General features: G+C 70.2%; 21 protein-coding genes. 10 read left to right on the top strand and 11 right to left on the bottom strand.

Annotated elements, in window-relative coordinates:
- On the top strand, window positions 1-1,764 hold a 1,764-nt coding region (locus Q0R13_RS04120), incomplete at its 5' end, for a PAS domain-containing sensor histidine kinase (RefSeq protein WP_293899894.1).
- 135 nt (window positions 1,765-1,899) lie between these two features.
- Here the strand turns inward: Q0R13_RS04120 and Q0R13_RS04115 are convergent.
- The 8 genes from Q0R13_RS04115 to Q0R13_RS04080 form a co-directional block, all read right to left on the bottom strand.
- Window positions 1,900-2,748 (bottom strand): class I SAM-dependent methyltransferase, encoded by an 849-nt coding sequence (locus tag Q0R13_RS04115; protein ID WP_293899891.1) that lies wholly within the window; start codon window positions 2,746-2,748, stop codon window positions 1,900-1,902.
- Window positions 2,748-4,562 carry an aminopeptidase P family protein gene (locus tag Q0R13_RS04110; RefSeq protein WP_293899888.1) on the bottom strand — a complete coding sequence of 605 codons (1,815 nt, stop codon included), beginning with the start codon at window positions 4,560-4,562 and terminating at the stop codon, window positions 2,748-2,750. The genes Q0R13_RS04115 and Q0R13_RS04110 overlap by 1 nt, the downstream gene beginning before the upstream one ends.
- 85 nt (window positions 4,563-4,647) lie before the next feature.
- A complete protein-coding gene (locus Q0R13_RS04105) occupies window positions 4,648-5,034 on the bottom strand; it encodes a hypothetical protein (RefSeq protein WP_293899885.1) in 387 nt (128 codons plus the stop codon).
- Window positions 5,035-5,103: 69 nt separating this feature from the next.
- Window positions 5,104-5,970: a 50S ribosomal protein L11 methyltransferase gene (locus tag Q0R13_RS04100; RefSeq protein ID WP_293899882.1), complete on the bottom strand. Its 867-nt coding sequence runs from the start codon at window positions 5,968-5,970 to the stop codon at window positions 5,104-5,106.
- Between the two features lie 43 nt (window positions 5,971-6,013).
- Complete coding sequence (locus Q0R13_RS04095; protein ID WP_293899879.1) at window positions 6,014-6,484, bottom strand: hypothetical protein; 471 nt, start codon at window positions 6,482-6,484, stop codon at window positions 6,014-6,016.
- Between the two features lie 39 nt (window positions 6,485-6,523).
- A complete protein-coding gene (locus tag Q0R13_RS04090) occupies window positions 6,524-7,492 on the bottom strand; it encodes a magnesium and cobalt transport protein CorA (RefSeq protein WP_293899876.1) in 969 nt (322 codons plus the stop codon).
- Between the two features lie 50 nt (window positions 7,493-7,542).
- Window positions 7,543-9,885, bottom strand: a complete 2,343-nt coding sequence (locus Q0R13_RS04085; RefSeq protein WP_293899873.1) for an ATP-dependent helicase — start codon at window positions 9,883-9,885, stop codon at window positions 7,543-7,545.
- 166 nt (window positions 9,886-10,051) lie between these two features.
- On the bottom strand, window positions 10,052-10,276 hold the full coding sequence (locus tag Q0R13_RS04080) for a ribbon-helix-helix domain-containing protein (RefSeq protein ID WP_293899870.1): 225 nt from the start codon (window positions 10,274-10,276) through the stop codon (window positions 10,052-10,054).
- A 104-nt stretch (window positions 10,277-10,380) separates the two neighbouring features.
- Between Q0R13_RS04080 and Q0R13_RS04075 the strand changes: the two genes are divergently transcribed.
- The gene (locus Q0R13_RS04075; RefSeq protein ID WP_293899867.1) at window positions 10,381-11,163 is read left to right on the top strand and encodes a Coq4 family protein; all 783 of its coding nucleotides are present in this window, start codon (window positions 10,381-10,383) and stop codon (window positions 11,161-11,163) included.
- Between the two features lie 28 nt (window positions 11,164-11,191).
- On the opposite strand, the gene Q0R13_RS04070 is transcribed toward Q0R13_RS04075, so the two are convergent.
- The gene (locus Q0R13_RS04070; RefSeq protein WP_293899865.1) at window positions 11,192-11,365 is read right to left on the bottom strand and encodes a DUF4169 family protein; all 174 of its coding nucleotides are present in this window, start codon (window positions 11,363-11,365) and stop codon (window positions 11,192-11,194) included.
- Window positions 11,366-11,426: 61 nt separating this feature from the next.
- Here Q0R13_RS04070 and Q0R13_RS04065 point away from each other — a divergent pair, with 61 nt between their 5' ends.
- Window positions 11,427-11,663 (top strand): DUF2171 domain-containing protein, encoded by a 237-nt coding sequence (locus Q0R13_RS04065; protein WP_293899862.1) that lies wholly within the window; start codon window positions 11,427-11,429, stop codon window positions 11,661-11,663.
- A 100-nt stretch (window positions 11,664-11,763) separates the two neighbouring features.
- On the top strand, window positions 11,764-13,122 hold the full coding sequence (locus tag Q0R13_RS04060) for a M28 family peptidase (protein ID WP_293899859.1): 1,359 nt from the start codon (window positions 11,764-11,766) through the stop codon (window positions 13,120-13,122).
- Between the two features lie 41 nt (window positions 13,123-13,163).
- Here the strand turns inward: Q0R13_RS04060 and Q0R13_RS04055 are convergent, their stop codons facing one another.
- Both Q0R13_RS04055 and Q0R13_RS04050 read right to left on the bottom strand, forming a co-directional pair.
- Window positions 13,164-13,562, bottom strand: coding sequence for a DUF1801 domain-containing protein (locus tag Q0R13_RS04055; protein ID WP_293899856.1), 399 nt, complete (start codon window positions 13,560-13,562; stop codon window positions 13,164-13,166).
- 4 nt (window positions 13,563-13,566) lie between these two features.
- Entirely contained in the window at window positions 13,567-14,769 is a 1,203-nt protein-coding gene (locus Q0R13_RS04050; RefSeq protein ID WP_293899853.1) for a pyridoxal phosphate-dependent aminotransferase, read from the bottom strand.
- A gap of 136 nt (window positions 14,770-14,905) precedes the next feature.
- Here Q0R13_RS04050 and Q0R13_RS04045 point away from each other — a divergent pair, with 136 nt between their 5' ends.
- The 6 genes from Q0R13_RS04045 (at window position 14,906) to Q0R13_RS04020 (ending at window position 20,703) form a co-directional block, all read left to right on the top strand.
- Complete coding sequence (locus tag Q0R13_RS04045) at window positions 14,906-15,607, top strand: TVP38/TMEM64 family protein (RefSeq protein ID WP_293899849.1); 702 nt, start codon at window positions 14,906-14,908, stop codon at window positions 15,605-15,607.
- 312 nt (window positions 15,608-15,919) lie between these two features.
- Window positions 15,920-16,537, top strand: coding sequence for a glutathione S-transferase N-terminal domain-containing protein (locus tag Q0R13_RS04040; protein ID WP_293899846.1), 618 nt, complete (start codon window positions 15,920-15,922; stop codon window positions 16,535-16,537).
- A 314-nt stretch (window positions 16,538-16,851) separates the two neighbouring features.
- Window positions 16,852-17,205 (top strand): hypothetical protein, encoded by a 354-nt coding sequence (locus Q0R13_RS04035; RefSeq protein WP_293899843.1) that lies wholly within the window; start codon window positions 16,852-16,854, stop codon window positions 17,203-17,205.
- 147 nt (window positions 17,206-17,352) lie between these two features.
- Window positions 17,353-17,826: a hypothetical protein gene (locus Q0R13_RS04030; protein WP_293899840.1), complete on the top strand. Its 474-nt coding sequence runs from the start codon at window positions 17,353-17,355 to the stop codon at window positions 17,824-17,826.
- 232 nt (window positions 17,827-18,058) lie between these two features.
- Window positions 18,059-19,657, top strand: coding sequence for a 2-isopropylmalate synthase (locus tag Q0R13_RS04025; protein ID WP_293899838.1), 1,599 nt, complete (start codon window positions 18,059-18,061; stop codon window positions 19,655-19,657).
- Window positions 19,658-19,821: 164 nt separating this feature from the next.
- On the top strand, window positions 19,822-20,703 hold the full coding sequence (locus tag Q0R13_RS04020; protein ID WP_293899835.1) for a DMT family transporter: 882 nt from the start codon (window positions 19,822-19,824) through the stop codon (window positions 20,701-20,703).
- Window positions 20,704-20,707: the final 4 nt, after the last annotated feature.

Below are 20,707 nucleotides of genomic sequence, written 5' to 3'. Positions count from 1 at the left end.
GCGCGGGCCGAGGCGCTGGCCGAGGTCGCCACCCTGCGCGAAGTGGCCGCCAACGCCCTGGCGAAGCTGAACGAGAGCCTGGCCGCCGAGGTCGCGGCGCGGACCACCGAGCGCGACCGCATCCGCGACCTGTTCCAGCAGGCGCCGGGCTTCATGTGCATGCTGCGCGGCAAGGACCTGGTGTTCGAGCTGATCAACGCCTCCTACCTGCAGCTGGTCGGTCATCGCGATCTGGTCGGCAAGCCGGTGCGCGAGGCCCTGCCGGAGGTCCAGGGCCAGGGGTTCTTCGAGCTGCTGGACCAGGTGATGCAGACCGGCCGACCGTTCGTCGGACGCAACATGCAGGTTATGCTGCAGCGGGAGCCCGACGCACCGCTGGAGGAGCGCTTCCTGCACCTGGTCTACCAGCCGATCTTCGAGGGTGGCGAGGTCGCCGGCGTATTCGCGGAGGGCAGCGATGTCACCGAGCAGGTGCGCGCCGAGGAAGAGCTGCGCCGGCTGAACGAGACCTTGGAGGCGCGGGTCGCCGAACGCACCGAGGCTCTGGCCGAGGCCCTGGCCCGCCTGCAGAAGGAGGGCCAGGAGCGCGAGGCGATCCAGGACGCGCTGCGCCAGGCGCAGAAGATGGAAGCGGTGGGCCAGCTGACCGGCGGCATCGCTCACGACTTCAACAACCTGCTGACCGGCGTGCTGGGGTCGATCGACCTGCTGCAAAAGCGGCTGGCGCAGGGCCGCATGACCGACGTCGACCGCTACGCCGCCACCGCTGAGGGGGCGGCCAAGCGGGCGGCGGCCTTGACCCACCGGCTGCTAGCCTTCTCGCGGCGCCAACCGCTGGACCCCAGGGCGGTCGACGCCAACCGGCTGGTGGGGTCGATGGAGGACCTGCTGCGCCGTACGCTGGGCGAAAAGGTCGAGCTGGAGGTGGTCCGCGCCGCCGGCCTGTGGACCACGCTGTGCGATCCCCACCAGCTGGAGAGCGCCATCCTCAACCTGGCGATCAACAGCCGCGACGCCATGCCGGATGGCGGCAAGCTGACCATCGAGAGCTGCAACGCCCACCTGGACAACGCCTACACCGCCCGCGAGCGCGCGGTGAAGCCCGGGCAGTATGTCTGCGTCTGCGTGACCGACACCGGCGTCGGCATGGAGGCCGACGTGATCGCCAAGGCCTTCGAGCCGTTCTTCACCACCAAGCCGATCGGGCAGGGGACGGGCCTGGGCCTGTCGATGATCTATGGCTTCGCCCAGCAGTCGAATGGCTACGCCAAGATCTACAGCGAGTTCGGCCAGGGCACGACGGTGAAGCTGTACCTGCCGCGCCACTTCGGCGCCGCCGAACAGCCCGAGGCCCTTGGCGCGCGCGCCGACGACGCGCCGCTGAATGTCACCGGCAAGGTTGTGCTGGTGGTCGAGGACGAGCCCTCGGTGCGCAACCTCGTGGTCGATGTCCTGACCGAGCGTGGCTACGCCACCCTGGAGGCCGCCGACGGACCGGCCGGCCTGTCGATCCTGGAAGGCCCGTCGAAGATCGACCTGCTGATCACCGACGTCGGCCTGCCGGGCCTCAATGGCCGCCAGCTCGCCGACGCCGCGCGGGGCCGGCGCCCCGACCTGCCGATCCTGTTCATGACCGGCTACGCCGAGAACGCGGCCATCGCCGGCGGCTTCCTGGAGGCCGGGATGGAGATGATCACCAAGCCGTTCGCGATCGACATCTTCAACGGCCGGGTCAGCGACATCCTGAGGGACGGCGAGGGCTGAGCGCCAGACCTAGAGCGCGTCAGGCGAAAGTGGATCCCGGTTTCGCCGCCCGACGCGCTCTAATTCAAAGAGTTAGAGCCTTTTTATCTGGTTCAAGTGGCTCCACTTGAACCAGAAAGGCTCTAGCTGCGCGTCTCAGGCGCGGGCGGTGACGATCCAGGTGGCGCTGTCGAGCAGGATGCCCTGCGGACCCTCATGGGGTTTGAGCGTGGTGCGGACGGCGTCGATGACCACCTCCCGCTGGTCGGGGTTCTCGCGCAACAGACCGCCCAGGGGCCCGACGCGCAGCGCCAGGGCCAGGAAGGCGTCGAGGTCGCCGGCGCCGGTCTTCACGTCGTGCGGTGCGACCCGCGCGTCGGTCCAGCCCGCGTCGGCCAGGATCGCGCGGACCCGGTCCGGATCGGCGAAGGCGAAGGGGCCGGGCGTCCCGGCCGGTGGCGGCGGTGGCGGGGGCGGCAGGAACGGCTGGGCCGCCGCGGCCGGCAGGGTCATGATCGGGTTCTCGGCCGGGGTCCGCCAGCAGATGAAGGCCAGCCGGCCGCCGGGCTTCACGGCGCGGCGGATGTTGGCGAAGGCGGCCGTGGGGTCGGCGAAGAACATCACCCCGAAGCGGGAGAACACCGCATCGAAGCTCTCGGCCGCGAAGGTATGGCTCTGGGCGTCGGCCTCGACGAAACTGAGCCCCTCCACGCCGGCCGCCCGCTGCCGGGCTGCCGCGAGCAGGGGCCGGGAGATATCGACGCCGATCACCCAGCCGCCGGGCGCGACGGTGCGGGCCAGGTCGAGGCTGGTGGCGCCGGCGCCGCAGCCGATGTCGAGGATGCGCTCGCCGGCCGCGGGCCGCAGGGCATCCATCGCCGCGCGGCCCAGCGGGGCCAACTGGCGGTCCAGCGGCGCCTGCAGCTCGGCCCAGGTGGGTCCGGCGGCGGTGTTCCAGTACTCGACCTGGGCGGTGTTGGTGGCGTCGCTGGTCGCCTCGGCCATCAGATCGGCGCCGTGGCGTCGGCCAGCCAGCGCCGGATCTCCGGCTCCAGCAACGGCCCGACGATCTCGCGCACCCTAGCGTGGTAGGCGTCGAGCTGGACACGTTCGCAGGCGCTCAGCAGGTCGCGGGCGACCAGGCGGCGGTCGATGGGAGCCAGCGTCAGGGTCTCGAAGCCCAGCATCGGGCGTTCGCCGCCGGGGATCGGGGCGGCGGCAGTGACGACCTGCAGGTTCTCGATGCGGATGCCGTAGCCGCCTTCCTTATAGTAGCCGGGCTCGTTGGAGAGGATCATCCCCGGCTTCAGCGCGACGGCGTTGGGCGCCTTGGCGATCCGTTGCGGGCCTTCGTGGACCCCGAGGTACGACCCGACCCCGTGGCCGGTGCCGTGGTCGTAATCCAGGCCGTGCATCCACAGGGCGTGGCGGGCCAGGACATCGATGGCCGAGCCGGTGGTGCCGGCCGGGAAGCGGATCGCGGCCAGCGCCAGGTGGCCCTTCAGCACCAGCGTGAAGCGCTCGCGCATCTCAGGCGACGGCTCGCCGATGGCCACCGTGCGGGTGACGTCGGTGGTGCCGTCCAGGTACTGGGCGCCGGAGTCGACCAGCAACAGGGAGCCCGCTTCGGCGCGCTTGTTCAGCCGGGTAATCGGCCGGTAGTGGACGATGGCGCCGTTGGACGCCGCGCCGGCTATGGTGTCGAAGGAGAGGTCCTTGAGCGCGCCGGTGGCCTCGCGGAAGGCCTCCAGCTTGGACACCGCCTCGATCTCGTCCGGCGGGTTGATCTGGCCCTCGGTGGCCAGCCAGTGGAGGAAACGGGTCAGCGCCGCGCCGTCGCGGATGTGGGCCTGGCGGGTCCCCTCGATCTCCACCGGGTTCTTGCAGGCGCGGGGCAGGGCGCAGGGGTCGTCGGCGCGGATCACCGTGGCGCCGGCGTCCTCCAGGGCCTTGAAGTACCAGGCCGAGGACAGGGCGGGATCGACGACCACCTTCTGGCCCTTGAGGTCGGCCAGCGCCCCGGGCAGGTCGCCGGGGGCCTCCAGGGTCACCTGGTTGCCCAGCCAGGCCGGCAGGTCCTGGGTGATCTTGGCCGGGTCGAGGAACAGGCGCGCCGTGCCGTCCTTGGCCAGGATGGCCTGGCCGATGGGCAGGGGCGAGCGGATGACGTCGCCGCCGCGCACGTTGAACAGCCAGGCGATGGAGGAGGGCGCGGTCAGCACGGTGGCGTCGGCGCCGCGATGGACGATGGCTTGGCCGACCCGGGCGCGCTTGGCGGCGGAGTCCTCACCGGAGAACGCCAGCGGCTGCGGCACCACGGGCGCGGTCGGCTGGGCCGGACGGGCCTGACCCCAGGCCTGGTCCAGCGGGTTGTCGTTCACGGGGGTCAGTTCGGCGCCGGCCCTGGCGGCGGCGGCCTTCAGGTGGGCCAGGGCGTCGGGGCTGTGCAGGCGCGGGTCGTAGCCGATCCTCTGGCCGCGGCCGGCGGCGGCCTCGAGGTAGGCGGGCACCCCGCCGTCGACCAGGTCGCGGATCTCGAACAGGCCGGCGTCCACCTGGTCGCGGACCTGCAGGGTGTAGCGGCCGTCCACGAAGACCGCGGCCTTGTCCTTCAGGATCACCGCGGCCCCGGCCGAGCCGGTGAAGCCGGTGGCCCAGGCCAGCCGGTCGTTGGCGGCGGGCAGGTATTCGTTCTGGTGCTCGTCCTCGTGCGGCACGAGAAAGCCGTCGAGCCCCTGCCTGGCCATGGCCTGGCGGATCAGGGGGACGTGCCGCGGTCCGAAGGAACGGTCGGTGGTCTCGTCGAAGGTCTGGCGCATGCGCGGGATGTAAGCCGTTCACGCGCCCCGGGCCAAGGGGTGATGGCTTCCTGCCGCTCCCGTTTTCGGGAGAGGCAGGGCGCGACTAGCGCGGCGGCTCGGGCGAGGTGGCGGCCTGGGCGGCGTCTGCGGTGGCGTCGACGGCCTGGGTGGTCTTGGCGGCTGCGGCCTGGGCGGCGCTTTCGGTGGCGCGGGCGGCGCCGGTGGTGGCGGCCTGGGCGGCCTGGGAGGCGGTCGAGGCCGCCTGCTGGGCGTTGGCGGCGGCGTTGGTCAGGGTGGCCTCGGTGGCCCCCTGGTCATGGGCGGCCTGCAGGTCGTCGCGGGTCGGGCCAGAGTTGTTGACCATGAACAGCACCGCGCCGATGGCCACGACGGCGACCAGCGCGGCCACCCACCAGCCCGTGTTGTTGCTGCGCCGGACGATGACGACGTCGGGCGAAGCGGTGGTGACGCGCTCGTAGGGGTCGGACATGGGGACGGGCTTCCTCTGAAGGCCAGTGCGGCCGTCGGGCGGAAGAACGTCGCGCGGCGCGGGCGGTTCCTAGGGCCTGCGCAGCACCAGGGTGGCCCAGGCGTCGCGGTGGATGCGGCGCACCAGCCGGAAGCCCCTGGACGTATAGGCGGCCAGCACGCGGCGCTCCTGGGTGCGCAGCAGGCCGGAGAGGATGGCCAGGCCGCCGGGCTTCAGCGCGCGGCGGATGTCCTGCGACAGGGCCACCAGCGGCGGGGCCAGGATGTTGGCGAAGGCCAGGTCGTAGGGGCCGTCGTTGCGGACCAGCGGATCGTTGAGGCCGGCGGCGTGGACGAACCGCGCCCGGGCGCCGTTCAGGGCCGCGTTCTCGTTGGCGATGCGGACCGACGGCCCGTCGATGTCGGTGCCCACCGCGATCGGCGAGCCGGTGCGCGCCGCGGCGATGGCCAGCACCCCGGTGCCGCAGCCCACGTCCAGGACCCGGTCGAAGCGGCGCGCCTTGAGCAGGTCGCTGAACGCCAGCAGGCAGCCGACGGTGGTGCCGTGGTGGCCGGTGCCGAAGGCGGCGCCCGCCTCGATCCGCAGGTTGACCGTGCTGGCCGGCGCCAGGCCCCGGTCATGGGCGCCGTAGACGAAGAACCGGCCGGCCCGGACCGGCGGCAGGCCGGACAGCGCCATGGCCAGCCAGTCGGCATCGGCCAGCACCTCGGTGACCACCCGCAGCGTCGGGAAGCCGCCCAGGAGGCGGCCGATGGCGGCCTGTTCGTCGGCCTCGATGGGGAAGGCGTCGATGCGCCAGACGTCGTGGTCCTCGTCCTCTTCCAGGATGGAAAAGGTCAGCGCCTCGGTGGCGGGCTCGGCTTCAAGCGCCGCGGCGGCGGCCTCGGCGTCGGCGCGCGGGCCGCGGGCGGTGATCTGGACGGCCTCGTCGCTCATGGCCGTGGGCTCTAAAGGGCAGGAGGCCGAAAGGCGAGGAGGATCAGCCCGCGTCTGTCTCGCCCGGCGGCGGCGGGGCGACCGGCAGATTGGCCTCGTAGGGCACGCCGCCCTGGGCGGAGGGGTAGACCGGCAGCGGCCGGTCGTCGTCGCGCCAGGCGGCGTGGGTGACCTGTACGGGGGCGCGATCGTCATGGGCGGTATAGACGACCGTCTCGCCGCCACGCTCTTCGTCGGGCGCCGCGGCCTGGGCCGGTTCGGCGCGCGGGCGGGTCCAGTCGGTGCCGATCACATACTCCGGCGTGCGGCCGCCATAAGCGCTGAGGCCCGCGTCGCCGGCCGACGCGGCGCCGCGCGCGCCACCGCCGTTCAGCAGCATCTGCGGCCCTTCGGCGACCGTCTCGCCGCGCAGGTTGGGATGACAGACCGCGCCCAGCAGCAGCCCGGCCGCGGCGACAACGCCGACACCCTGGAACAGGGTCTTGAGGTCGCGGTTGAGGATCAGGGTCTGCATGGCCCACGACAAGCGCGTGGGCCGCGGTTTGGTTTCAGCTCAAAGCCAGCGCGAGCGCCGGAAGGCGAAGAACAGGGTGACGCAGACGGCCAGGATGGCGCCCAGCACGACGAAATAGCCATACTTCCAGTGCAGCTCCGGCATGAAGTCGAAGTTCATGCCGTAGAGCCCGGCCACGAAGGTCGGCACCGCAAGGATGCCGGCCCAGGCGGCCAGCTTGCGGGTGATATCGCCCTGCCGCTGCTGCTCGAACAGGTTGGAGACCTCGAACACCGAGGCCAGCACGTCCCGCAGACCCTCCGCCGAGCTGGAGACCCGCCGCACGTGGTCGCCGACGTCGCGGAAGTACGGCCGCACAGGCTCGTCCATGAACGGCAGGTGCAGGTGTTCCAGCCGGGCGCAGACCTCCTCCATCGGCCCCAGCATGCGGCGGAACCGCATCAGCTCCTGGCGCAGGTTGAACAGGTGGGTGACGTCCTCGCGGCTCAGGAAGGCGTCCAGTGCGCGCCGTTCCACCCGCAGCACCTCCTCCTCGATGTCCTCGACGATGGGCTGGTAGCTGTCGACGATGAAATCGAGCAGCGAATAGAGCACATAGGCGATGCCGTGCCGCAGCTGGACGGGCGAGTCCTCCAGGTTGCGGCGGAGCTGGGCGTAGCCGCGCTCCGAACCCCTGCGCACGGTGATGATCGTGTTGCGGCAGAGGAAGGCGCAGGTCTCGCCGTAGACGATCGCCTCGCCGTCCAGCCGGGCGGTGCGCGCGGTGACGAAGATCTGGTCGCCATAGACGCTGACCTTGGGGATCGGGTGCTCGCAGAGTGCGTCCTCGATCGCCAGCGGATGCAGGCCGAAGCGCGCCTGCAGCCCGGCCAGCTCGGCGGCATCGGGGTCGACCAGGCCGATCCAGGCGAACTGGTGCGGCTGGACCACCCGGTCCTCCGCATCGTCCAGCCACAGCGCGCGCAGGCGATGACCCTCGGCATAGACCCTGGCGGCGGCGATCGGCATGCGCGGGATGAGAGGGCAAAGGCCAAGGTTAGGCAACGGGGGCGCTGGGGTTACGCCTGCTTCTCCACGAACGAGTCGATGACCTTTTTCTCACCGGCCTTGTCGAAGGCGACGGTGAGCTTGTTGCCTTCCACCGCGCTGACGGCGCCGTAGCCGAACTTGATGTGGAAGACGCGGTCGCCGCGCCTGAAGTCGCTGGCGGCGGCGCTGTCGGAGGTGGCGACCAGACGGCCGTCGCCTTCGATGACCTGCTGGCGGCCGGGGTGGCTGCCTTTGTAGTTGTTGGCCTGGGCGCGGCGCCAGCCCGGAGAGGAATAGCCGGTCCCGAACGCCGGGGTCTCGTCCCAGCGCGAGCCGTGCTGCTGCATGCCGGGGCCGCCGCCGTAGTAGCCGGTCTCGGAGCTGGCCTCGACGTTGGCCAAAGGCAGCTCATCAACGAAGCGGCTGGGCAGCTGGCTGGTCCAACGGCCGTAGACCTGGCGGTTGGCGGCGAAGGAGATGCGGGCCTCCTCGCGGGCGCGGGTGATGCCGACGTAGGCCAGGCGGCGTTCCTCCTCGAGGCCCTTCTCGCCGGTCTCGTCCATGCTGCGCTGGGACGGAAAGACGCCTTCCTCCCAACCGGGCAGGAAGACCAGCGGGAACTCCAGCCCCTTGGCCTGGTGCAGGGTCATGATCTGCACGCTATCGGCCGAAGGGCCGCGGTCCAGGTCCATCACCAGCGAGACGTGCTCCAGATAGGCCTGGAGGCTGTCGAAGTTGGACATCGACTGGACCAACTCCTTCAGGTTCTCCAGCCGGCCCTGGGCCTGGGGCGATTTGTCGAGCTTGAGCGCGTCGGTGTAGCCGCTCTCCTCCAGCACCGCCTCCATCAGCCGGGCGAAGTTGACCTGGTCGGCCTGGACGCGCCAGCGGTCGAGGTCGCGCAGGAAATTGGCGAGCGCGGTGCGGGTCCGGGCGGCCAGTTCGTCGGTCAGCACCAGCTGGCGCGCGGCATGGACCACCGGGACGCCGTTCGCGCGCGCCACCTGCAGCAGCTTCTGTACCGTGGTCTCGCCGATGCCGCGCTTGGGGGTGTTGACGATGCGCTCGAAGGCCAGGTCGTCGTCCGGCGACTGGATCAGCCGCAGATAGGCGTGGGCGTCGCGGATCTCGGCGCGCTCGAAGAACCGCGGGCCGCCGATCACCACATAGGGGATCTGCAGCAGGACGAACCGCTCCTCGAAGCTGCGCATCTGGAACGAGGCGCGGACCAGGATGGCCATGTCGCGGTAGCGGCGGGCCGGCTTGTCGGTGGCGCCCTTCTTCGCCCGCTCGATCTCGTCGGCGATCAGCCGGCTCTCGGCGTCGCCGTCCCAGACCCCGCGGACCACGACCTTCTCGCCGCCCTCAGCCTCCGTCCACAGCGTCTTGCCCAGGCGCGATTTGTTGGTGGCGATCAGCCCCGAGGCGGCGGCCAGGATGTGGCTGGTGGAGCGGTAGTTGCGCTCCAGCCGCACCACCTTGGCGCCTGGGAAGTCGCGCTCGAAGCGCAGGATGTTGTCCACCTCGGCGCCCCGCCAGCCGTAGATCGACTGGTCGTCGTCGCCGACGCAGCACAGGTTCCGGCTCTTCTGGGCCAGCAGCCGCAGCCACAGGTACTGGGCGACGTTGGTGTCCTGGTACTCGTCCACCAGCAGGTATCTGAATCTATTGTGGAAGTTGGCCAGCACGTCGGGCTGGCTGGTGAAGATGGTCAGGTTGTGCAGCAGCAGGTCGCCGAAGTCGCAGGCGTTCAGGATGCGCATCCGCTCCTGGTAGAGCCGGTACAGCGCCTGGCCCTTGCCGTTGGCGAAGGCCTGGGCCTCGGCGGGCGGCAGCTGGTCGGGCCGCCAGCCGCGGTTTTTCCACTGGTCGATCAGCCCGGCCAGCATCTTGGGCGACCAGCGCTTGGCGTCGATATTCTCGGCTTCCAGGATCTGCTTGAGCAGCCGCTCCTGATCGTCGGTGTCGAGGATAGTGTAGTTCGACTTCAGCCCCACCAGCTCGGCGTTGCGCCGCAGGATCTGGGCGGCCACCGAGTGGAAGGTGCCCAGCCAGCGCAGCCCCTCCGCCGAGGGGCCGATGATGTGGGTGATCCGCTCGCGCATCTCGCGGGCGGCCTTGTTGGTGAAGGTGACGACCAGCAACTCCCACGGCCGCGCCTTGCCGGTGGCCAGGATGTGCGCCAGCCGTGTGGTCAGCACCCGCGTCTTGCCGGTGCCGGCCCCGGCCAGCACCAGCACCGGCCCCTCGATCGCCTGCACGGCGTCGCGCTGCTCGGGGTTCAGCCCGTCCAGATATTCGGCCGGCCGCGGGTCGGCGCGGGCCAGATCGCTGATGCGGGGGGCGGGGGCGTTGAAGGACTCGGAAGACATCGGAACATATGTAGCACAAACGTTTCGCGGCTTAAGGGGCGCCATCCCTCCTCTTTAGGGGAGGGCCGACTCGCCGCAGGCGAGCGGGGTGGGGGTCTCGGGCTCAAGCACTGGGCCCGGTCGTGACTTCCCCACCCGTCCGAGGCTACGCTTCGTCCACCCTCCCCTAAAGAGGAGGGATGGGCGTTTGCGCATGCTTCAGCGCGGCGACCCGGCAGGCCGAGGCCAGGGGACGCGCTCCCCGACCGCGGTCGATGCTGACGATCAGGGCGGCGAGGCTGGCGGTGCGGGCCTGCGCCATGGCGTCGAGGACGGCCCAGAATTCCGGCTCCAGGGCGATGGAGGTGGCGTGGCCGGAGAGCAGGACGGAGCGTTTTTTCAGGATCGGCATAAGGCCGCTGTTTACCGAGGTTCGGCTATCCAGAACTAGCCTCTTGCAAAAAGATGACGGGGGCGTCATCTTTGACAGGGACAGCGTTCGTAAGGATTGCCGCGATGACCATGGCCGCCGACAGCCCCCACAGCTTCCAGGGCGCCGATGCCCGCCCGACGCCGCGGCCGATGTCGACCAGGCTGGACTGGGGCCGGGCGCTCAGCTCGCTGCGCAAGCTGCTGGCCGACAAGGACGACACGATCCAGGTGTTCGAGATCATGCGGGCGCTGAACGGCGCCTCGACGGCCAAGGGCTATCACAAGCTGCTGGCCACCGCCGAGGGCGGGCGGATGGCCTATGAGCGCAAGGAGTTCGCCGCCAGGCTGATGGACGACGCCTGGCTGGACAGCCTGCCGCCGGGCAGTGTCGGCGCCGCCTATCGCGGGTTCATCCGCGAGGCCGGGTTCTCGGCCGACGGCCTGGCCGACGTCAGCCGCGCGGGTATCAAGGAGGTGGACGAGCCGCACCCCTACGCCTGGTTCGGACGTCGCACCCGCGACATCCACGACGTCTGGCACGTGCTGAGCGGCTATTCCCGCGACGCCCTGGGCGAGGCCTGCCTGGTGGCCTTCTCCTACGCCCAGACCCGGGGCCTGGGCTGGGCGCTGATCGCGCTCGGCGCCGCCAGCCGGGCGCGCAAGGCGACGGACCAGCCGATGGTTCGCGCCATCTGGCAGGGCTACCAGCGCGGCAAGGCGGCCCACTGGCTGCTGGGTGAGGACTACGAACGCCTGATGGCCGAGCCCATGGACGCGGCGCGCCTGCGCCTGGGCATCACTCCGGCCAACATCTACGACGCCATCCCCGCCGAACTCCGCAACGGGGCGATCCCGAAGGCGGCCTGACCGGATAGAAAGCGGGGAGCTGACGGGGTCAGTCCCGCTTCTTCCCGTCCAGGTCGCGTCTCACCCGCTCGGCGTCCAGTTTCGCGATGGCCTTCTCGCCCTTGGCGCGGCCGAAGCGGATGCGGTTCTCGGCGGCCTCGGTCTGGCCGGCCGTCTTCGCCCTGGCTTTGCGCGCTTTGTTGAGATTGATCGGCTCGGCCATAGAAACCTCAACGCCTCGCGTTCGTTACCCCGTCCTCAGAAGCTACGATGAGGAGACGACTATGATCCAGGCCTCTCAAATTCGCGAGCATATGGAAGTCATCGGGTCCGATGGCGGCCACGTGGGCAAGGTCGACCATGTCGACGGCGGCCAGATCGAGCTCAGCAAAATGGACCTGGGCTCGGGCTTCCGGCACCACCTGATCCCGATCACCTGGGTCGAGACCATCATGGACGACAAGCTCTGCCTGAACCTGACCAAGGACGCCGCCAAGGCGGGCTGGCGCGAGAAGCACTGACCTGACTTCGCGACAAGCGGCGCTTGGCGCACCCCCTGGCGGGCCGCTAGAAGGCTGACCCGCGCGCCGGAGTCCTCGGCCGCCTCAGGCCGAGGTTCCGGTGAAGTCATTGCTTTCGCTCGTTGCGGCGCTCGCCGTCGCGGTGGCGCCGGCCGCGTCGTCGGTCGCGGCGACGCCCAAGGTCTGCGCCGAATGCGTCAGGGCCAACATGGCGCATCTGGCGTCGGCGGAGATGCGCGGCCGGTCGTGCGGCACGGCGGACGAGAACGCCGCCGCCCGCTTCGTCGCCGACCAGCTGAAGGCGGCCCGGGCCCGGGGCGCCGGCGAGGGCGGGGCCTATCTGCAGCCGGTCGAATTCCGGCTCCCGACCTATGCCGCGCCGCCGACGCTGGAGGTCGGTGGCCAGCGGATGGTCCAGGGCGGCGAGATCCTGACCCTGGAACCGGCCCCGCTGGCTGAGGGCCCGCTGGTGGTCGTGGGCCTGGCCGACCCGGCCGCCGCGGCCGGCAGGGTGGCGGTCTATGACGCCCCCTACGATCCCAAGGCGGTGGACACCTTCTTCCGGGCCGGCGCCGTGGCGGTGATCGTGCCGGCGCCGGAGAGCGTCGTGAAGCTCTGGGTCCAGCTGGCCGAGCGCGGCCCGGGCGGCGTCGAGGTCATGGGCGCGGAAACCCCGGGGGCCCGGCCGCCGCCGCGCACGGTGGTGTTCGCCCGGCCCGAGACGATGGTGGCGCTGCACGGCCTGGAGGGCCAGGCGGCGCGGGTAGCCGCCCCGCGCGGCGCGCCGGGGGTCCGGACCACCTACAATGTCCTGGGGGTGATCCATGGGACGGCGCCGGACGCCGACACCCAGGCCGTGCTGCTGACCGCCCACTACGACCACGTGGGCGTGCGCGGCGGGGTGGTCTATCCGGGCGCCAACGACGACGCCTCGGGCACGGCGGCGGTGCTGGAGTTCGCCCGCATCCTGGGGGCGGGCAAGGCGCCGAAGCGCACCGTGCAGTTCGCCCTGTTCGGCTGCGAGGAAGAGGGCGGCCATGGCGCCAAGTACTTCCTGGCTCATCCCTCGACGCCCCTGACCGACCTGGTGGCCAACCTGGAGTTCGAGATGATCGGCGTGCCCGATCCGGCCGACCGCAAGGCGCTGATGCTGACCGGCTGGGAGCGGTCGACCCTGGGTCCGGCGCTCAAGGCCCACGGCGCCTCGATCCACCCCGACGCCTATCCGCAGGAGAACTTCTTCCAGCGCTCCGACAACTACCAGCTGGCCCGCAAGGGCGTGGTCGCCCAGACCATCAGCGCCTGGCCGATCCCGCCGACCTACCACCAGCCCTCCGACGACCTGGCCCACGTGGACCTGCCGTTCATGGCCGAGGTTGTGCAGTCGCTGGTCGGCCCGATCGGCTGGCTGCTGAACAGCGACTTCCGGCCGGAATGGAACCCGGGGATGAAACCTTAGCGGGTCGTCTCTCCCGCTCGCTTCGCGCGGGAGAGGAGGGGTCATTTGGAGAGGTGGTAGGTCAGGGCCAGGGCGATGCAGTGCTTGAGCGCCGCCTCGGGAAGCGGCCGCTCCGTCGAGAACACCACCGCGCGCTGGCCCTCGAACCGGAGCGCGTCTCCGTAGAGGTGGCGGTAGCTCTCCAGCAGGGTGGTCTTGCAGTTGACGTACATGGCGTACCCGGTCGCCGAGCCCTTCACGGCGTTGATCCGGACCGTGGTTCCGACGCGGGGCTTCAGGGGCAGATAGGCGGGTTCGCCCCATTTCAGGGTCTCGACGACGTCCACGCCCGCGTCTGCCGCGCTCTGCAGGATCAGGTCGCGCAGCGCCAGCAGCGCCGCCCGCTGGGCCGGCGCGACGGCGTCGAAGACGGCGCCGACCTTGGAGTCCGGCGCCGCCATCGGGCTATTTGACGTTGGCGCAGAAGCGCTGGATGCGCTGGCAGGCGTCCTCCAGCGTGGCGTTGGCCGTGGCGTAGCTGATGCGGAAGAACGGCGAGAGGCCGAAGGCCGCGCCCAACACCACGGCCACGCCCTCGGTCTCCAGGAGTTCGACCGCGAAGTCTGCGTCGGAGCCGATGACCTTGCCCGAGGGCGCGGTGCGGCCGATCAGCCCTTCGCAGGACGGATAGACGTAGAACGCCCCTTCCGGAGTAGGGCACTTGAGGCCGCGGGCCTGGTTCAGCATCGACACGACCAGGTCGCGGCGGTCTTCGAACAGTTTCGCGTTCGGCTTGATGAAGTCCTGCGGCCCGTTCAGCGCCTCGACCGCCGCCCACTGGGAGATGGACGAGGGGTTGGAGGTCGTCTGGCTCATCACCTTGGCCATCGACTTGATCAGCGGCTCGGGGCCGGCGGCGTAGCCGATCCGCCAGCCGGTCATGGCATAGGCTTTCGAGACCCCGTTCATGGTCAGGGTGCGGTCGTAGAGCGCCGGCTCCACCTGGGCGATGGTGGAGAACTCGAAGTCGCCGAACACCAGGTGCTCGTACATGTCGTCGGTCAGGATCCAGACCTGCGGATGGCGCAGCAGGACGTCGGCGATGGCCTTGAGCTCGGTGCGTGTATAGGCGGCGCCCGACGGGTTGGACGGCGAGTTCAGCAGCACCCACTTGGTCCGCGGCGTGATCGCCGCCTCCAGGTCGGCGGCCTGCAGCTTGAAGCCGCGCTCCGCCGTGCTGGCCACCGCCACCGGCGTGCCGCCGGCCAGCAGCACGATGTCCCAGTAGCTGACCCAGTAGGGGGTCGGCACGATGACCTCGTCGCCGGGGTTGAGCGTGGCGATCATGGCGTTCCAGATCACCGGCTTGCCGCCCGGCGAGACGTTCACCTGGCTGGTCTTGTAGGTCAGGCCGTTCTCGCGCTGGAACTTGGCGACGATGGCTTCCTTGAGCTCCGGGATGCCGTCGACGTTGGTATATTTGGTCTTGCCGTCGCGGATCGCCTTGATGGCGGCGTCCTTGATGTTGTCGGGGGTGTCGAAGTCGGGCTCGCCGGCGGCCAGGCCGATGACGTCCTTGCCCTGGGCCTTCAGCTCACGCGCTTTCGCATCGGCCGCCAGGGTGGCGGACGGCTTCACACGGGCGAGCGCGGCGGATTCCAGGGACATGGCGGGCAGGGCCTCCGGCAAAGGTTCAGGGAACCGCGCGGGTTTAGCCCATGCTGCGGCGCATTCAAACGGCCAGTCTGACGGAAATGGCCACTCGGGTTGACCCCGGCGGGCGGATCGGCGACGCCTCCGGCGAATGCGCCGCCCCTTCGATTTCCTCTCGAACCTCGACGCCCAGGCGTGGCGGACACTGTTCGTCTCCTTTCTGCTGTTCGGCGGGGTCGGCATCGTCTTCGTGTTCGGGGCCCAACTGCTGGGGATCGACAGCGCGCGGACGCTGGAGGGCTGGCTGGGCGCGGCGCGGGGGCCGTGGTCGCTTCCGGTGGCGGTGGCGGCCTTCGCGGCGCTGGCCTTCGTTGGCACGCCGCAGATCGTGCTGATCGCCGCCGCCGTTGTTGCCTTTGGGCCGGTGACGGGGGCGGCGTACAGCTGGATCGGCACCATGGTCTCCTCGCTGGTGGGCTTCTACCTGGGCCGCGTCGCCGGGGCGCGGGTGCTGGAGCGGGTCTCCGGCGCGGGGGTGCGGCGGTTCATGCGGCTGGTGGGCGAGAACGGCTTCCTGGCCAGCCTGATCGTGCGCCTGGTGCCCTCGGCGCCATTCATCGTCGTCAACATGGCCGCCGGTGTGACGCCGATGCGGGCGCGCGACTTCATCGCCGGGACGGGGATCGGGATCGTACCCAAGATCGCGCTGACCGCCTTCGCCGGCGCCTCGATCGTGCAGCTGATGCAGGGCGAGATCGCGGGGCATTGGCTGGAGCTGGCGGCGGTCGTGGTGATCTGGCTGGGCATCGGCTGGTTCGCCCGGCGGTGGCTGGGGCGGCGGGACGGCGGCTGACAAGGGCGGTCGATCATCGTAGCCTGGCGGCATGCAGACGGTGACGATCACGCGTCCCGAGGCTGAGGCGAAATAGCTACAAGAGACGGCGCAACGAGAGGGCAAGTCTGTGTCTCAGTTCGTTGCGAATCCACTGGCTTACAACGAGTGGTTTCGGTCAAAGGTCCAAGAAGGGATCGGCGTTGCAGATCGCGGCGCGTTGATGCCTCATGACGAGGTCGTCGCAAGCGCTGAGAAACAAAAGGCAGAGCTGCTCGCCAAGTACGGCGACAAGTAGCCGCCTAAGCCGTCTTGCAGCCCGCGGAAACCACGATGATCAAGCTGTTCTACAGCCTCGGCTCCTGCTCACTGGCGTCGCATATAGCGCTGGAGGAGGCGGGGGCCGACTATGTGGCCGTGCGGATCAACACCCGAGAGGGCGATCAGCGGACGCCGGAGTACCTGGCCATCAATCCGAAGGCCCGCGTCCCGGCGCTCGTCACCGACCAGGGCGTGCTGACCGAGACGCCGGCCATCCTGGCCTGGATCGCCCAGGCCTACCCGGAGGCGAAGCTGGCGCCCACCGACCCGTGGGAATTCGCCCAGGCGCAGGCGTTCAACAGCTACCTGGCCTCCACAGTCCACGTCGCCCATGCCCACAAGCACCGCGGCTATCGCTGGGCCACCCAGCAGAGCTCGTTCGCCGATATGACGGCTAAGGTCGCGGAGAACGCGACCGCCTGCTTCCAGCTCATCGAGGACACCCTGCTGAAAGGGCCGTACGTCCTCGGCGACGACTTCTCGATCTGCGACGCCTACCTGTTCACACTCGCCGACTGGCTGGAGGGCGACGGGGTGGATCCCCGGCGCTTCGCCAAGGTCCACGCGTACCGCGAGCGGATCCGGGCGCGACCTGCGGTGGCGCGGGTGCTCGCAGCGGAGGTGGGGTGAAAAAAGGGAGGACGCGCCGGGGACGCGGCCTCCAGGTTGACCAGACCGAGGCGCTGCGGGGAGTACCGCCTCGGAACGGCTAGCGCGTAGCGACCTCGGCCTGATGGCCTTGGTAGGCCGCGGTCACGAGCGGCCGGTCGCGGACGAGGCGGCCCTACGCGACGCCGTCGCCGTGGCCGCCGCCAACTCGATCAAGGCGGCCTTGGACACGTTCGAGCAGCCCCGGGCAGAAGCTCGACCCTCAGACCACGGCGCTGTTCATCAAGGGCGAGAACGCCACCCAGTCCCCCCAGCAGCTGGCGACCGACGAGGCGTTGCGGGCCTTCGAGCAGGTCGTGGCCCGGGCCCCCCGGTTCGCTCAGGGGCATGCGGTTCTGGCGATCAACCTCGCCAGTCTCGCGGAGTCCATGAGGAGTGATGCCCGAAAGGAGGTGCTCGCGCGGCTCCGTAGCGAGGCGAGCGAGGCGATGCGGCTCGATCCGGCGACCTCTGGTGCGGCCTATGACACGTTGTACAAGACCTCCCGGCTCGAGAGCCCGGGTGATATCGTCAAGGCCGAAGATTTCCTGCTCGCCGGGCTGCGAGCCGATCCCGACGACGGGTTCCTGAACATGCGCGAGTGCCAGTTGCTCTCCGGGGTCGGAGGTCTGGCGGAGGCGCTGCACTAATGCGAGCGCGCGATAGCCCTGCGCCCTCTGGCCGGACCGATCGGGCAGAACTACATCCACGCGCTGTCCAACGCCGGTCGGCCCGACCTGGCCGAGCAGGTCGCCGCAAAGGCGTTCCGCTTTCATCCGAACGGTTGGTCGACACGATTGCGGCGGTTCGAGCTGTCGGCGATCGATGGATCGCCCGAGCGGGCGTTGACGATCCTGCACGATCCCGAGCAGAAGCCGCCCTACCTGTCGGAGCCGGCTGTGGCGTCCCTGGAGGCCTTCCTCCGTGCGCGGCAGACCAGGACCGCCGCCGATCAGGCGCGGGCGCTGCACCTGCTGCGCCCCACGTACCCCCGCTATCTGGTGATGGCCGACGTCCTCTTCGGCCGCCTCGACGACGCCTTCACGGGATTGGCGGACCCGCGGCTCGACCCCGAAGCGACCGGGCAACTACTCTTCGAACCCCTGATGGTCCCGGTGCGGCAGGATCCGCGATTCTGGCCGGTGGCGGCGCGGGCAGGGCTGGTGGACTACTGGCGCAGGCGCGGCGTCTGGCCGGACTTCCGCCGCGATCCGGCCCATCCCATCGACTGCCAGCGCGCAGCCGACCGCGCCGCGCCGCCCCGGCGGTAGAATATTCCCAGGCTGCGCTCAAAGCGCGCGCCGCGCGCAAGATGCTTGCGACACTGCCCCTGTTTCGGTAGAGACGCCCCCATGCGCACGCGGCTCGACAGCCTGCTTCTTGTCTCGCTGGGGCTTAGCCGCCCCTGGGCGCCTCTCTAGGCACGCGCATTTTCGCGGCCGGGCGATCCAGGGGTTCTTGCCTCCGCCCCACGAACGAAACACCGCGAAGAGACCTGGCCCAATGACCCATCCCGTATCCGAGTCCGCCGTCGCTGAACCGGCGGCCGCCAAATCCGCCGCCGACCGCGTCATCGTGTTCGACACCACCATGCGCGACGGCGAGCAGTCGCCCGGCGCCTCGATGTCGCACGACGAGAAGCTGGAGCTGGCCAAGATCCTCGAAGACATGAAGGTCGACGTGATCGAGGCGGGCTTCCCGATCGCCTCGAACGGCGACTTCGAGGCCGTCCGCGCCATCTCCGGCATCGTCACCGAGAGCATCGTCTGCGGCCTGGCCCGCGCCGGCATGGCCGACATCGACCGCTGCGCCGAAGCCATCAAGAAGGCCAGGCGCGGCCGGATCCACACCTTCCTCTCCACCAGCCCCGGCCACCGGGACCACATCCTGCACGCGTCGCAGGAGGACATCCTGGACATGATCACCAAGTCGGTGACCCACGCGCGCAACCTGTGCGGCGACGTGGAGTGGTCGGCCCAGGACGCCACGCGCACCGAGCAGGACTTCCTGCGCCGCTGCGTCGACGCCGCGATCAAGGCCGGCGCCACCACGATCAACCTGCCCGACACTGTCGGCTACAGCTATCCGTCCGAATACGCCGACATGTTCCGCGACGTGATCGCCAACGTCGACAACGCCGACACGGTGATCTTCTCCACCCACTGCCACAACGACCTGGGCCTGGCGGTGGCCAACAGCCTCTCCGGCGTGCAGGGCGGCGCGCGGCAGGTCGAATGCGCGGTGAACGGCATCGGCGAGCGGGCCGGCAATGCGGCGCTGGAAGAGAACGTCATGGCGCTGAAGGTGCGGGGCGACCACCTGCGCTTCCACACCGGCATCGAGACCCAGCACATCACCCGCGCCAGCCGCTACGTCTCGGCGATCACCGGCTTCCCGGTGCAGTTCAACAAGGCCATCGTCGGCAAGAACGCCTTCGCCCACGAGAGCGGCATCCACCAGGACGGCATGCTGAAGGACCGCGGCACCTACGAGATCATGCAGCCCGAGGACGTGGGGCAGGGCGGCTCGAACCTGGTGATGGGCAAGCACTCCGGCCGCCACGCCTTCCGCGAGAAGCTGAAGGACCTGGGATACGAGCTGGGAGCCAACGCTCTGAACGAGGCTTTCCAGCGCTTCAAGGACCTGGCGGACAAGAAGAAGCACGTGTTCGACGACGACATCGTGGCGCTGGTGGACGACGCCCTGGCCAGCAGTGCCGACCGGGTCCAGGTCAAGCACCTGCGCGTCATCGCTGGCACCGAGGGGCCGCAGCAGGCCTTTCTGACGGTGACCATCGAGGGCGTCGAGAAGTCCGCCAACGCGACCGGGGACGGCCCGGTGGACGCGGTGTTCAACGCCATCCACGCGGTGATCCCGCACCAGGCCGTGCTGCGCCTCTTCCAGGTGCATGCGGTGACCGAGGGCACGGACGCCCAGGCCCAGGTCTCGGTGCGGCTCGAGGACGACGGCCGCATCGCCACCGGCACGGCGGCCGATACGGATACCCTGACCGCTTCGGCCAAGGCCTATGTCAACGCGCTCAACAACCTCTTCGCGCGGAAGGAAAAGAGCGCGCCGAACAAGGTCGCCAGCGGGTTCTGACGCCGCTCTTCCCTGCCCTTCATGGGGAGGGACAGCTCGCCGGCGGCGAGCCGGGTGGGGAAGTGTGAATCAAGCTCCCACGCCTCACTTCGGCCCGCACTTCCCCACCCTGACCGCTGCGCGGTCTGTCCCTCCCCATGAAGGGGAGGGAAAAGGCGCTTTGTATGCTCTGGATCATCATGACGGCGGCGGCTGCGCCGCTGCAGGTGGCGCGCAATGCGCTGCAGCGGGGGCTGGTGGGCGATGCCGGGCCGTGGGGGGCGACCCTGGTGCGGTTCCTGTTCGGCCTGCCGTTCTCCCTCGCCATGTTCGCGGTCGTGGCCGTGCTGACGCCGGACGCGCATCCGGACCCGTCGGCGCGGTTCTGGCTAGGCTCGATCGTCGGCGGCTTGGCGCAGATCACCGCGACGGGCGCCCTGCTGATGACCATGCACCGCGCGGGGTTCGCCGTGGCGACCGTCATGCAGCAGTCCTCCCTGCCGCTGGGGGCGATCATCGGCTGGCTGGTGCTGGGCGACGCCCTGCCGGCGGCGGCCTGGGCCGGGGTGGCGCTGGCCACGGCGGGCCTGGCGATCCTGTCCTGGCCGAAGCGCGCCGACGTCAAGGGCAGCCTGGCGGGGGCCGGCTACGGCCTGGCGTCGGGCGCTGCGTTCGCGGTGGCGCTGAACGGCTACCGGCAGGCCGGCCTGGCGTTCGAGCCGGCGCATCCGATCTTCTCGGCGCTGGCCGGGCTGGTGATCGCCCAGACCTGCCAGTCGATCCTGCTGCTGATCCTGCTCGCGGTCCTGCGCCCGCAGTCGCTGAGGGCCGTCGCGGCGTCGTGGCGGCTCTCGCTGAGCGCCGGGTTCTTCGGCTCGGCGGCCTCGGCCTGCTGGTTCGGGGCCCTGGCCATGGCGCCCGCGGGCCAGGTCCGCGCGGTGGGCGTCATCGAAGCGCCGATCGCCGCCGCGGTCGGCCGCCGGCTGTTCCGCGAGAAGCTCAGCCTGCGCCAATGGCTGGGCGGCGCCCTGACCGTGGTGGGTGTCGTGTTGACCGTCCTGCGCTGAGGCG

Origin of the sequence: Phenylobacterium sp. (genome assembly GCF_025351295.1) — a bacterium.
Lineage (GTDB): Bacteria > Pseudomonadota > Alphaproteobacteria > Caulobacterales > Caulobacteraceae > Phenylobacterium.
The sequence above is the reverse complement of the archived record's forward strand: the minus strand, read 5'-3'. Positions and strand labels throughout refer to the sequence as shown.

Coding starts and splice junctions, on each gene's coding strand:
- Q0R13_RS04115 (WP_293899891.1), bottom strand. CDS start 2,748: ATGGCCGAGGCGACCAGCGACGCCACCAACACCGCCCAGGTCGAGTAC.
- Q0R13_RS04110 (WP_293899888.1), bottom strand. CDS start 4,562: ATGCGCCAGACCTTCGACGAGACCACCGACCGTTCCTTCGGACCGCGG.
- Q0R13_RS04105 (WP_293899885.1), bottom strand. CDS start 5,034: ATGTCCGACCCCTACGAGCGCGTCACCACCGCTTCGCCCGACGTCGTC.
- Q0R13_RS04100 (WP_293899882.1), bottom strand. CDS start 5,970: ATGAGCGACGAGGCCGTCCAGATCACCGCCCGCGGCCCGCGCGCCGAC.
- Q0R13_RS04095 (WP_293899879.1), bottom strand. CDS start 6,484: ATGCAGACCCTGATCCTCAACCGCGACCTCAAGACCCTGTTCCAGGGT.
- Q0R13_RS04090 (WP_293899876.1), bottom strand. CDS start 7,492: ATGCCGATCGCCGCCGCCAGGGTCTATGCCGAGGGTCATCGCCTGCGC.
- Q0R13_RS04085 (WP_293899873.1), bottom strand. CDS start 9,885: ATGTCTTCCGAGTCCTTCAACGCCCCCGCCCCCCGCATCAGCGATCTG.
- Q0R13_RS04080 (WP_293899870.1), bottom strand. CDS start 10,276: ATGCCGATCCTGAAAAAACGCTCCGTCCTGCTCTCCGGCCACGCCACC.
- Q0R13_RS04075 (WP_293899867.1), top strand. CDS start 10,381: ATGACCATGGCCGCCGACAGCCCCCACAGCTTCCAGGGCGCCGATGCC.
- Q0R13_RS04070 (WP_293899865.1), bottom strand. CDS start 11,365: ATGGCCGAGCCGATCAATCTCAACAAAGCGCGCAAAGCCAGGGCGAAG.
- Q0R13_RS04065 (WP_293899862.1), top strand. CDS start 11,427: ATGATCCAGGCCTCTCAAATTCGCGAGCATATGGAAGTCATCGGGTCC.
- Q0R13_RS04055 (WP_293899856.1), bottom strand. CDS start 13,562: ATGGCGGCGCCGGACTCCAAGGTCGGCGCCGTCTTCGACGCCGTCGCG.
- Q0R13_RS04050 (WP_293899853.1), bottom strand. CDS start 14,769: ATGTCCCTGGAATCCGCCGCGCTCGCCCGTGTGAAGCCGTCCGCCACC.
- Q0R13_RS04045 (WP_293899849.1), top strand. CDS start 14,906: ATGCGCCGCCCCTTCGATTTCCTCTCGAACCTCGACGCCCAGGCGTGG.
- Q0R13_RS04040 (WP_293899846.1), top strand. CDS start 15,920: ATGATCAAGCTGTTCTACAGCCTCGGCTCCTGCTCACTGGCGTCGCAT.
- Q0R13_RS04025 (WP_293899838.1), top strand. CDS start 18,059: ATGACCCATCCCGTATCCGAGTCCGCCGTCGCTGAACCGGCGGCCGCC.
- Q0R13_RS04020 (WP_293899835.1), top strand. CDS start 19,822: ATGCTCTGGATCATCATGACGGCGGCGGCTGCGCCGCTGCAGGTGGCG.